The 11,957-nt window shown below is 49.8% G+C and carries 11 protein-coding genes; all 11 read left to right on the top strand.

Annotation, left to right across the window (positions count from 1 at the left end; genetic code table 11):
- The first annotated feature begins 43 nt into the window (after nt 1-43).
- The 11 genes from P364_RS0101950 (at nt 44) to yqfD (ending at nt 11,956) form a co-directional block, all read left to right on the top strand.
- Entirely contained in the window at nt 44-1,228 is a 1,185-nt protein-coding gene (locus P364_RS0101950; RefSeq protein WP_024628480.1) for an exonuclease SbcCD subunit D, read from the top strand.
- Complete coding sequence (locus P364_RS0101945) at nt 1,225-4,644, top strand: AAA family ATPase (protein ID WP_024628479.1); 3,420 nt, start codon at nt 1,225-1,227, stop codon at nt 4,642-4,644. The genes P364_RS0101950 and P364_RS0101945 overlap by 4 nt, the downstream gene beginning before the upstream one ends.
- Nucleotides 4,645-5,089: 445 nt before the next feature.
- The gene (locus tag P364_RS0101940; protein WP_024628478.1) at nt 5,090-5,422 is read left to right on the top strand and encodes a hypothetical protein; all 333 of its coding nucleotides are present in this window, start codon (nt 5,090-5,092) and stop codon (nt 5,420-5,422) included.
- A gap of 211 nt (nt 5,423-5,633) precedes the next feature.
- On the top strand, nt 5,634-5,993 hold the full coding sequence (locus P364_RS0101935) for a histidine triad nucleotide-binding protein (protein WP_024628477.1): 360 nt from the start codon (nt 5,634-5,636) through the stop codon (nt 5,991-5,993).
- A 198-nt stretch (nt 5,994-6,191) separates the two neighbouring features.
- Nucleotides 6,192-6,365, top strand: coding sequence for a 30S ribosomal protein S21 (gene rpsU, locus P364_RS0101930; protein ID WP_005547957.1), 174 nt, complete (start codon nt 6,192-6,194; stop codon nt 6,363-6,365).
- 15 nt (nt 6,366-6,380) lie between these two features.
- Nucleotides 6,381-6,824, top strand: a complete 444-nt coding sequence (locus tag P364_RS0101925; protein WP_024628476.1) for a GatB/YqeY domain-containing protein — start codon at nt 6,381-6,383, stop codon at nt 6,822-6,824.
- A gap of 335 nt (nt 6,825-7,159) precedes the next feature.
- A complete protein-coding gene (locus tag P364_RS0101920; protein WP_173405206.1) occupies nt 7,160-8,482 on the top strand; it encodes an NfeD family protein in 1,323 nt (440 codons plus the stop codon).
- A 167-nt stretch (nt 8,483-8,649) separates the two neighbouring features.
- A complete protein-coding gene (gene floA / locus P364_RS0101915; RefSeq protein WP_024628474.1) occupies nt 8,650-9,660 on the top strand; it encodes a flotillin-like protein FloA in 1,011 nt (336 codons plus the stop codon).
- A 13-nt stretch (nt 9,661-9,673) separates the two neighbouring features.
- On the top strand, nt 9,674-10,294 hold the full coding sequence (locus P364_RS0101910; protein WP_024628473.1) for a hypothetical protein: 621 nt from the start codon (nt 9,674-9,676) through the stop codon (nt 10,292-10,294).
- Nucleotides 10,295-10,472: 178 nt separating this feature from the next.
- On the top strand, nt 10,473-10,766 hold the full coding sequence (gene yqfC, locus P364_RS0101905; protein ID WP_024628472.1) for a sporulation protein YqfC: 294 nt from the start codon (nt 10,473-10,475) through the stop codon (nt 10,764-10,766).
- Entirely contained in the window at nt 10,763-11,956 is a 1,194-nt protein-coding gene (gene yqfD / locus P364_RS0101900; protein ID WP_024628471.1) for a sporulation protein YqfD, read from the top strand. The genes yqfC and yqfD overlap by 4 nt, the downstream gene beginning before the upstream one ends.
- Nucleotide 11,957 lies beyond the last annotated feature (1 nt).

Raw genomic sequence — 11,957 nt, 5'->3', positions numbered from 1 at the left:
TTTGTATCATTGGATATTGCATGAGAGAGGAGTTGAACGGACGATGCGTATTTTGCATACAGGAGACTGGCATCTGGGAAAAACGCTGGAGGGACGGAGCCGGCTGCGAGAGCAGGAGGATTTTGTGGATGAGCTTGTTAGACTCGCGGATGAGCAGCAAGCCGATGCCATATTGATGGCTGGAGACGTGTACGATTCCGTTAATCCACCTGCATCGGCGGAACAGCTGTTTTACGAGGCAGCGGCGCGTCTGACGGAACAGGGAAGACCACTTGTGGTCATTGCCGGAAATCATGATCAGCCGGAGCGAGTGGCTTCGGTGACCCCGCTTGTGAACAGACAGGGAATTACACTTGTAGGTATGCCTACTTCAGATGCAGTAACCATCCATGCAAAGAGAACTGGAGAGACTGCACAGATTGCTGCACTGCCATATCCCTCGGAAGCACGATTGAACGAACTGCTGACAACGGATGGGGACGAGAATGTGCTTCGTCAGGCATACAGTCGCCGGGTTGGCATGTTAATGCAGCGTCTGGCTGCTTCTTTTCGTCCGGAGACGGTGAATTTGGCGATGAGCCATATTTATGTTCTGGGTGGAGTTGAAAGTGATTCGGAACGTCCGATTCAGGTAGGGGGCGCCTATACGGTTGACCCTTCCGCACTATCGACAGGTGCACAATATACAGCTCTGGGTCATCTCCATCGTGCGCAGGCCGTTAAAGGGGAAGGTGTGATCCGATATAGTGGTTCTCCGCTGGCCTACAGTTTCTCCGAAGCGGGGCAGAGCAAGTCCGTCACGATGGTTGATCTGGCACCAGGTGGGGCTGCAAATGTGGAGGAATTACTGTTGACCTCGGGCCGCCCACTTGTGCGCTGGAAGGCGCGTGGCGGTCTGGCTGAGGTCTATCGGTGGCTGGATGAAGGGCGCGATCCTCAAGCTTTTATCGATATGGAAGTATGGCTGGATGATGCCATGTCTCTGAAGGAGATCCAGCAGCTGCGGAAGTCTCATGAAGGGATCATACATATTCGTCCGGTCTATCCCGAGATGGCGGCAGCGGGGCTTCTGGAGCAACGTTCCGAGCTTCCGGTGCATGAGCTTTTTCGCAAATTTTATCAGCGTCAGACGGGTGGAGCATTACCTGAAGACAGTCTGGTACAGCTGTTCCTTGAACTTGTCGATGAGGACGAGCCGGGTGTGCGTGAGGAGGTCGAAGGAAATTGAAGCCTATTCTATTAAAAGTTGCGGGTCTGCAAAGCTATCGAGAGACACAGGAGATTGACTTCACCGTATTGACTGAAACGGGTTTATTCGGCATTTTTGGTCCTACAGGCAGCGGCAAATCTTCCTTGCTCGACGCGATTACGCTCGCGATGTACGGAAAAGTGGAACGTGCGGTTAACGGTACCCAAGGGATTATGAATCACGCGGAGGATTCATTGTCTGTTGCCTTTACATTTGAACTCGTATCAGCAGAAGGCACAAGAAGATTTCGGGTGGAACGACGCTTCAAACGAAACAATGAGATTTCGGTAAGCAACACAATTAGCAAATTCATCGAAACTGTCAACGGAGAGGAACAGGTGCTGGCTGACAAGCTGGCAGACGTGAATCGCTGTGTTGAAGACGTCATCGGGTTGAAAATGGATGATTTTACGCGGGCTGTTGTGCTTCCGCAAGGGAAATTCGCAGAGTTTCTGTCACTGAAAGGCAGTGAACGGCGCCAGATGCTGCAACGATTGTTCCATCTGGAGAAGTATGGAGATCAGCTTGCCATCAAGCTCAGCCGGCGGGTGAAGGACAATGATATGGTTCATCAAGCCCTGGCCGCGGAGCAGCAAGGGCTCGGTAATGCCAGCAAAGAGACGTTGGCAGAAACGGTGCTTCTTCTTCAAGCTGCTGTGAAGCAGTCCGAGCTGTCGCGTAAAGAGCTTGATGAAGCGACGAAGGAAGCCGAACAGCTCGGCAAAATCCGTGAGTTAAGCCAAGAACGACAGGTACGCACGGAGGAACATGAAAAGCTGAAAGCACGTGCACCACAGATCGAAGCAGGTGAACAACGGCTGAAGCAGGCAGGGGCTGCAGATGCGATACTCCCTTCATTGCAGACGATGCGTGATGCAGCAGCGCAGCAGAAGTTGCGTCAGGATGCAGCCGAGATGGTTCACCAGCAGGCGGTGGAACATGAACAGCTGTCTGTGCTGGAAGGCGAGAAGGCCGAAACGGCTCGTGTGCAGATGGCCGAGGAAGAACCCAAGTTGCTGCTTCGATTGGAACAGCTGGAACAGGCCAAGGCGTTGCAGCGGGAACGAGACGGGCTCCGAGAGGATAGTACCCGTCTTAAGCAACTTCTGGACAAAGGACAGGCGGAACAGAACGTCATTGGACAACAGCTGGAGAAGGAAAAAGAACTTCAGCAGCGTGGCCGCAAACGACGGGAAGAATTACAGGAAAGCCTCAAGCCGAATGAAGTGAAGTCCGAAGAACGCAGACAGCTGCAGGCTGCACTGGAATTGAGGCATCGTCTGGATACGGCAGCGGAGCAATTGCGCCAGAACAAGGCTGAGATGGAAGCCAATAAACAGTCGGCAGAACAGGGGGCGGACAGGCTTAAGCTGGCTGCCCAGGAAGAGGGCCGTCTGAGTGAACAGCGTCAGCAGCTGATTGAACAGGCGGCAACGGGTCTTGAGGCCTTGCTTGCCTGTGAGCAGGACATTGGCCGCGAACAGAGCCTGCTGGCCAGGGCGGAGGAGCAGCTGCGCGGAACGATGCGCGAGCAGGAGCTGCACCGGCTCTCCTCCGCCTTGCGCGCCGAGCTGCGCGACGGCGAGCCATGCCCGGTGTGCGGCTCCGCACACCACCCGCTCCCGGCTGCGCCGCCGGGAGAAGGTCCGCCCGCAGGCGATGCGGACCTGGAACTGCTGCGCAGCCTGCACGCGGAGCTACAGGAGCTGCGCTTTGGGCTGCGCCAGCAGCTGCACGAACGTCGCAGCCTGCTGACGCAGCTTGGCGCTGCGGCCGGCGAAGCCCCGGCCGCAGCCGAGGCAGCGCCTGCGGCTGCGGAGCCGGAGCCCGTCGGGTCGCCCGTACACGGGCGCTCCCCGGCGGACTGGGTGGAGCGTGCCGCCGCACTGCGCGAAGCCGCGCGGGCGCTGGCTGCTGCCGCAGCGCCGCTGCAAGCGGAAGCCGCCGCGTTGCAGCAGGCGGCTGTGGGCGCGCAGCAGCGCCGCATGGAAGCGGCTGCTGCGCAGGAGGCCGGCCAAGCCGGGCTCGCCCAGGCGGAGCGCCGATTGGCCGAGAGTGAGGCCGCCGCAGCCGCCTTGCACGGCCGCTGGGCCGCGGAACTGCCAGGCATCGCTCAAGAGGAGGCTATGGCCCTCCACCAGGCGATGCAGGAGCGCGACGCGCGCGCAGAAGACATCAAGGAACGTTTGAATAAGAGCGTGACGTTTCTTGAAGAGAAAGAACAGCTGGTACAGTCTCTCCAGCAGAGGCTGGTCGAATTGGACAAACAGCTGATTCAGTGGCAGACGGAATGGCAAGGCAACAGCAAACAGCTTGCTGAGAAGGAAGAGCGTCTGCGTCAATGGGTTGGCGAGCAACGGGTCGAGGACTTGATTGCTGCGGCCCAGACTCGACTGGATGAACTGCGAAGAGTGGCTGCTGAGTCGGTACAGCGTTTCAAGGAAGCGGATGCGTTGAAGCAGGAATCAGCTAAGAAGGATGTCATGGCTCATCAAGCCGCAGCCTCGGCAGCAGAGCATTTGCAGCAGGCGCAGGAGCGCTGGAAACAATTACTGGATCAATCGCCATTTGACTCCGAGACTGCCGTTGTGGAAGCAGCCCTTCCTTCCCAGGAAGCGGAGCAGCTGGCCGCGGAAATTCAGCAGCATCGTGATCGAGATCGTGAACTTGTTTCTCAACTACGTGAGCTGGAACAGAAACTGGGCGGAGCCGTTGTATCTGAGGAACAATGGTTGGCATGCACAGAGCGACTGCAGGTGTCTCGTGAAGAGGATGAAGCGGCTCTTAGAGCCAAGGCCCGTGCAGAACGGGATCTGGAAGATGTGCAGCAGCGTCACGTTCGATGGACTGAGTTGGAGAACAAACGCGTGGAAGTAAGCCGGCAAGGTGAAATGCTTAGCAAACTGCAAGCAGCTTTCAGAGGTAACGCATTTGTCGAGTATATTGCAGAAGAACAGCTGATGCAGGTTAGTCAGGCTGCTTCACAGCGCCTGCGCTTCCTGACCAAACAACGCTATTCACTTGAGGTGGATTCGGGCGGTGGCTTTGTCATCTGTGACGATGCAAACGGCGGGGTTAAACGTCCGGTGTCCACCTTGTCCGGTGGAGAGACGTTCCTGACTTCGTTATCACTGGCCCTGGCTCTGTCTGCCCAGATTCAGCTGCGCGGTCAGTACCCGCTGCAATTCTTCTTTCTGGATGAAGGCTTTGGCACATTGGACCCTGAATTGCTGGATACTGTCATTACATCGTTAGAAAAACTGCATGATGACCGTCTTGCCGTCGGTATTATCAGCCACGTTCCGGAGCTGCGGGCACGCTTGCCACGCAAACTTGTGGTTATTCCCGCGGGTGAAGCCGGAGCTGGCTCTCGTGTGGTTCTGGAAACGTTATAAGAAACGGAACACATTACGGTTTTAAATGAGTCCCAATTGTGAATCCCTCAGGAACCAACCTTAGAAGGTTGATCATGGGGGGAACTCTTAACTGACTAAGTTGGGTTGAATCTCATTTCTATACTCGCTGAGTCAGTTGAGTGAGATAGCTCACAGATACAGGTTCATCCTGTTGTTATACTACAGTTAAGCCGACAAACTTTATGTTAAGTACCCCGGCGGACGTTTGATCAGGAATACTCCTGGTTAGACGTCCGCGACAGCAGAACTCCGTATGGAAACTGCACGGGGTGCTTCTTTTTTATTTCACAGGCACAGCTTCTATACTGATTTCACTCTTTGGACCCCAATCCTGAAACTCTTGTCATTCACAGTGTCATTTCGCCCAGATCTGAATACCATGAAAGGGTGATGAAGAGAAGAGCATATCCGGAGGCGATGAAACGTGGAAAAGGTAGAAGCGAAGAAACTGTGTAAGGAACACATGCATCGCTATGTGTGTGTACAAATGCACGACGGTGCCCATTATGATGGCATTATGGAAAACGTGGATGATGACATGATTTATTTGGCTGTTCCCGTGGGAAATGAAGCCATGGTTAATCAAGCGAACTGGGGACCCAATATGATGCCAGTTACTTATCCCACTCATTCGCGGGGATTCTTCCCGGGCTTCGGCTATCCATACCCCTATTATGGTTACGGTCGCAGACGGTTTAACCGACTGGTATTACCTTTGATTGGACTGACTGCATTATCCTTATTGCCTTATTATTAATAGAAAAAAATGAATCATCATGCTTGTAGCAAATATAACCGTTCACATCTTTGGTGTACGCTCTCAGCAGTCCACTAAGATGTGAATGGTTTTTTTGTCCATCATCCCGGTTTGAATGACATAACTGAAGAGGTTCGATTGGAATTTACTTTTCAGTTCCGGTATGATAGAAGGGTATACATAATTTTTAATCCAAAGGAGGGTATGAACAATGGATTGCTTATTTTGCAAAATTGTAGAGGGCAGCATCCCCTCCAATAAGGTACTGGAGAATGACCATGTCATCGTCTTTCATGACATCCAGCCCGCTGCACCGACCCATGTACTCGTTATTCCCAAGAAACATATTGCTTCCATGAATGAAGTAACCGCAGAAGATTTGCCGTTGATCGGTGAGATTCATTTGGCTGCGCAAGAAGCGGCCAAGCGTCTCGGTGTGGAAGAAACAGGTTACCGACTGATTAATAACTGTGGCAAAGATGGAGAACAAACCGTTCATCATCTGCACTATCATTTGCTTGGTGGGACTCGACTCGGCGTATTGACAAGTTTGTCTGACTCCCACAAATAAACGAGCAAGTTTACTCAGTTTACTCTGATTCAGGACTTATCCATATATGCTTAAAAGGCATGAATATGGAGCTGAAGTTCACATAAAATAAATGATCATTACGTTAAGGTTGACACCTTTATTACCTTTCGCCTATAATGAAAGGTGATGAACCGTGTTATTGCTCTTGGACGGTCTGGTCGGAGGGAGGGAAAACTGGTGTCTGAAACTAAAGTTCGCAAAAACGAGACTATTGATGCTGCACTTCGTCGCTTTAAACGTTCCATCGCAAAAGATGGCGTATTGGCTGAGGTGAAGAAACGTAAGCATTATGAGAAGCCAAGCGTAAAGCGCAAGAAAAAGTCCGAGGCTGCTCGTAAGAGAAAGTTTTAGGAGGATTTTAACTACATGAATCTTAGCGAACGATTGAACGAAGATATGAAGCAAGCGATGAAGAGCAAGGACAAGTTCAAGCTCTCCAACATTCGGTTGATTCGTTCGACGATCAAGAATCTTGAAATAGATTTGAAAAGAGATTTGGATGATAACGAAGTGCTTGATATTCTGAGTCGTGAAATCAAACAGCGCAAAGATGCCCTCCAAGAATTTGACAAAGCGGGCCGTGATGACCTCGCGGCAAATGCAAAAGCGGAAATTGAATTACTCAGTCAGTACCTTCCCGCACAGCTTACCGAAGAAGAAATTAAAGTTATTGTACAGCAGACCATCCAGGAAACCGGTGCTTCTTCGAAAGCCGAGATGGGGAAAGTCATGTCTGCCCTTATGCCGAAAGTCAAAGGCAAAGCGGATGGCAAACTGGTAAATCAAGCAGTTCAACAATTTCTGCAATAAAGCAAATCAATGAACACCTCCTGACTTGTCAGGGGGTGTTTTTTCCGTTTACACCATTGGATACGGTACTCAGTTTGAGAAGAAACCTGAAGTAGGCTGGGAAGTCATTCATCTGTTAAGGGAAATTCACAAATATTGCTTTTAAATGGATAATATATATGATTATGGATTTGTAATGTTGCAATTGCTGCCGATTTCAAATATAATTCTAAGATTTTGAAACGAAATGTTGCATTGTACGTAATAAATACCATAAGCTGGACAGTATAACATTAATGGAAAAGGGGGGACTATTTGTGAAGGGAAAGCGCCGGAAGAAGCTTACGGGGTCATTAATGCTCATGATGCTACTGACGCTGCTGCTTCCTGTCTGGATTGGATCACCGTCAGCACATGCAGCTGAGAAAAGTGGCGCCGTATATATCATTCCGGTGGATAAACCAATCGAGCAGGGACTTGGCAAGTTTATGGAACGCGGGTTCAAGGAAGCAGAAGAGATGAACGCTGGCCTGATCGTTCTGGATATCAATACGCCGGGAGGGCGTGTCGACACGGCTGAAGAACTGGGTACCTTAATTAAGGAAAGTCCAATTGAAACCGTTGCATTTGTCCGTGGAGATGCTGCCTCAGCCGGAAGTTTTCTGGCTCTGAATGCAGATAAGATCGTAATGTCGCCAGGCAGTATGATCGGTGCGGCAGCGATGGTGGACAGCACGGGTAAACATGTCGATGATCCAAAGCTGGTTGCATTCTGGAAGAGCAAGATGCAGGGAGCGGCAGAGAGAAGTGGCCGTGACGGCAAAATTGCAGCTGGAATGACGGATGTTAACATGGTCGTGAAGATGCCTGAGATTAACAAAACCAAAGAAAAAGGTGAAATTATTGCTCTCTCGGCCGACGAAGCGCTGAAAGTGGGTTATGCGGACCATATCAGCAATACGCCGGAAGAAGCTGCAGCCTGGCTCGGTTACAGTCAGGATGATGTGTTCACCGTTCAGAGAACAGCCGCCGAGAACATATCCACATTTCTTACCAATCCTGTCGTCATGACGGTATTGCTATTCCTTGGAATAGCTGGTGTAATCATTGAGTTGATTGTACCTGGATTTGGAGTGCCTGGTATTGTTGGTATCGTGTGCTTTGTGCTTTATTTCTCAGGGAATTACATCGCCGGTTTTGCCGGTGCGGAGACATGGGTGTTATTCACTGTCGGACTCATCATGATGATTCTGGAGATGTTTATTCCGAGTATGGGGATTCTTGGCATACTGGGATCAATTGCACTGGTGGCAGGCGTTGTACGGGCAGCTTATGATACAAGCGATGCTTTCATATCGTTGGGTATTGCTTTTGGGGCTGCGCTTGTAGTCATTGCGATTGTCGTTATTCTGTTTAAGGATCGAGGCATATGGAATCGATTCATCCTAAGCGACAGATTGTCAGCTGACCGGGGATATTCTTCCGCTACAGAACGTAAAGAGCTGATCGGGCTGCAGGGAATCAGCCTGACACCACTTCGTCCTGCCGGAACAGCGATGTTTAATGGGGAACGAATTGATGTCGTATCGGATGGGGATTTCATTCCGGTGAATACACCGATTGTCGTAATTAAAGCGGAAGGTACACGTATTGTCGTTCAACAATCGTTACCGGTTTAATCCGCTCAGTTGCCAAGCTGCTCAGGCTTAGGCAACCGTACATAACCACTATGCTGAAGGTGCCTGCGAAGTGGTGTAATCTTTAATTTAGTAGCAGATTTATGAATGTATGTTCATATAATTTTTGCCAAAATCAAAATCAAAACGAAAATGGAGGAATTTATACTATGGAACCAACCATGATTACGGTTTTGCTCATTGCGGTTGTTGCAATTATCGTATTGAGCGTATTCTTCAGCTTTTTCCCAGTAATGCTCTGGATCTCGGCAATTGCATCCGGTGTACGTGTGAGTATTATTACGCTCGTAGCGATGAGACTCAGACGTGTAACACCTAGCCGGATCGTAAATCCAATGATCAAAGCAACTAAAGCAGGTCTGCAATTATCAATGAACCAACTTGAGAGTCACTTCCTTGCTGGTGGTAACGTGGACCGTGTTGTAAATGCCCTGATTGCTGCTCAACGTGCAAATATTCCACTCGAATTCGAACGTGCTGCTGCGATTGACCTTGCAGGTCGTGATGTATTGCAAGCTGTACAAATGAGTGTTAACCCACGTGTAATCGAAACGCCTGTAGTTTCTGCTGTAGCCAAAGATGGTATTGAAGTCAACGTACGAGCAAGAATTACAGTTCGTGCCAATATTGATCGACTTGTTGGTGGTGCGGGTGAAGAAACGATTATTGCCCGGGTTGGTGAAGGTATTGTAAGTACGAATGGTTCAGCGGACTCCCACAAAGAAGTTTTGGAAAACCCGGATCTGATCTCTCGTACTGTCTTATCCAAAGGTCTGGATTCCGGGACTGCTTTTGAGATTCTGTCCATTGATATTGCGGACGTAGATGTAGGTAAGAACATTGGTGCGTTTCTACAAACTGAGCAGGCAGAAGCTGACAAGCGGATCGCTCAGGCCAAAGCGGAAGAGCGTCGTGCAATGGCCGTAGCTCAAGAGCAAGAGATGAAAGCACGCGTTGTAGAAATGAGAGCGCGTGTTGTTGAGTCAGAATCCGCAGTACCGCTTGCGATGGCAGAGGCTCTACGCAGTGGTAAAATCGGTATTATGGATTACATGAACCTCAAAAATATTGAAGCTGACACTCAAATGCGTAACACACTGGGAAAACCTGCTGAGGGCTCGAATTCTAACGATCAGGGTGATTCCAAAAACGGAAGATAGGCGGTGAGTATATATGGGCCTATTCGAATGGATTTTTAATAATCTGTATATCGTGGCTGTCATCGGTTTTGCGCTCTTTTCTTTTCTTGGAAAAGCAGCTAAATCATCTGATCCAAACAAAAAGCGTCAGAACAATGGAATGCCGACCTTTGGAGGCAGTGGTGACTCCGATCAGTCCGACCGTTCACCAGCGCAGACCTCTCCAAAGAAAACTGCCAGCACTGAAGCTGCTGGTGAAACTCGTTATGATGAACCTTACGAGAACCAGTACGATGAACCGTATGAGAACCAGTATGATGAAGGTCGTTATGATCAGCCGTATTCAGGACCACAAGCTTCCTCACGTCCTTCAGATGAAGTAGGTAGCCGAAACTTTAGTGGTGAGATGGAACGTTCGCTTGACCAACAAAAGAAAGAATTCGAAAAGCAACAACGTCTGATTCAAGAAAGGCTAAATCGCTTTTCTTCTTCAAACAAACCTGTTGTGGCTGATTCCAGTTGGGATCAAGTGGAATCAAGTGAATCGGGAAATTCCCAGCTTCGTCCGGAAGACATTCGTACGGGTGTTTTATGGGCAGAAGTATTGGGTGCTCCCCGATCCAAGCAGCCTTTCGGTTCAAGAGGGAAACTGTAACAATCTAAGTGATGTAGAAGGAATAGAGCCGTTTCTGGTGAGCAATATGCCGGAGACGGCTTTTTTTTGCGTTCATCATCTTTTTTCTCACATTTCACATCTTATACGGTCCGTAGTTTTCATAATTTCATGAATCTGCGCATAAGTTGAACTGTAGAGGAAGGGGGAAGACCTTCGAATGACCCGGATCAGCCGCAAGCTGCGCAGATGGACCAGTGAAGTTCTGGATCTGCCGCAGGACGTGCTTTACGATATGCCACGGTTAACCCTGATCGGCACAAAGCAATTGTATATAGAGAATCATCGTGGTGTCATTCATTTTACACCGGATCGCATCGTTCTGGCTCTCTCCCAAGGCCAGCTGGAGATCAAAGGGACTGAACTGATGATTCGCAATATTTTGCCGGATGAAGTGGCTGTTGAAGGAACAATTCTGGATATTCATATGAATGGAGCGGAGGGGAACGGATGAAGCAGCCCAGTCTGTACAAACTGCGCGGAGCAGTCCGAATCACGGTCACTGGGGGGGATATTGAAGCATTGATCAACACGGTGGCAGAGCAGGGACTGGAAGTATGGGACCTGCGTGCCCATGACGGGCGCAAGGCAGAAATGTATATTCTGCTACCGCATTTTTTTAGGCTGCGTCCTTTGCTGAAACGGACAGGCTGCCGTGTAAAGGTGACACACCGGAGTGGATTTCCTTTTTTTGCAGCCCGTTTATTGAGAAGGAAGTTCTTTCTGGGCGGCATGCTGTTTTTTATAGCAGCTCTGTTTGCGTTGTCATCGATGGTTTGGAATATAGAAGTTAAAGGCAATGTGACGATTCCCACGGATGAAGTGCTCGCGGCAGCAAAGAAAGAAGGCATTTACCCCTTCCAGTGGGCATTTCGACTGCAAAGCCAGGACAAGCTCTCCAGACAGCTCGCACTCGCTCTGCCGGATGTAACCTGGATTGGGGTGAGCAAAGAAGGGACAACCATCACCATCCAGGTTGTGGAGTCAGCACAGCCCAAGCGTGAACCGCTGCTGAACCCGAGACATCTGGTCAGTAAAACAGACGCTGTAATCACTCAAATATACGCGGAGCAGGGACGCCCTGTCGTGCAGAAGGACATGCGTGTCAAGAAGGGACAGGTACTGATATCCGGTATTTTGGGAGATGAAGAGAATACAAAAACCATTGTTGCCAAAGGGGAAGTACGTGGACTGGTGTGGCGTGAGTATCAGGTCGAAGTCCCCCTTGTGCAAAAACATAATACGATGACCGGGGAGAGCAAGGAACGTTTTTACATTGTACTGGGGAAATGGGCGATTCAGCTCTGGGGATACGGGAATACGCCTTTCACCTCATTTGATACCGAAAGTGATCATAAACCGCTGACCTGGAGATCCTTCACACTTCCCATGGGATGGCTGACAGAGAAAGATTTGGAAACACAGGAAAAAGAGCAGAAAAACACGATTGAATGGGCTAGAACGAAAGGATTGGAAGGAGCGAGAAACGATATTATTGCCAAAAATGGCAAAGGAACGAAAATTTTAAGTGAAAAAATTTTGCATGAGAAGAAAGAGAATGGTAAAGTTTATATGAAAGTATTGTTTGAAGTAGAAGAAAGCATTGCGGAAGAACTTCCGTTAGTCCATAGTCAAGGAGAATGAG

It is taken from the genome of Paenibacillus sp. MAEPY2, from assembly GCF_000499205.1.
GTDB classification, from domain to species: Bacteria; Bacillota; Bacilli; order Paenibacillales; family Paenibacillaceae; genus Paenibacillus; species Paenibacillus vandeheii.
The sequence above is the reverse complement of the archived record's forward strand: the minus strand, read 5'-3'. Positions and strand labels throughout refer to the sequence as shown.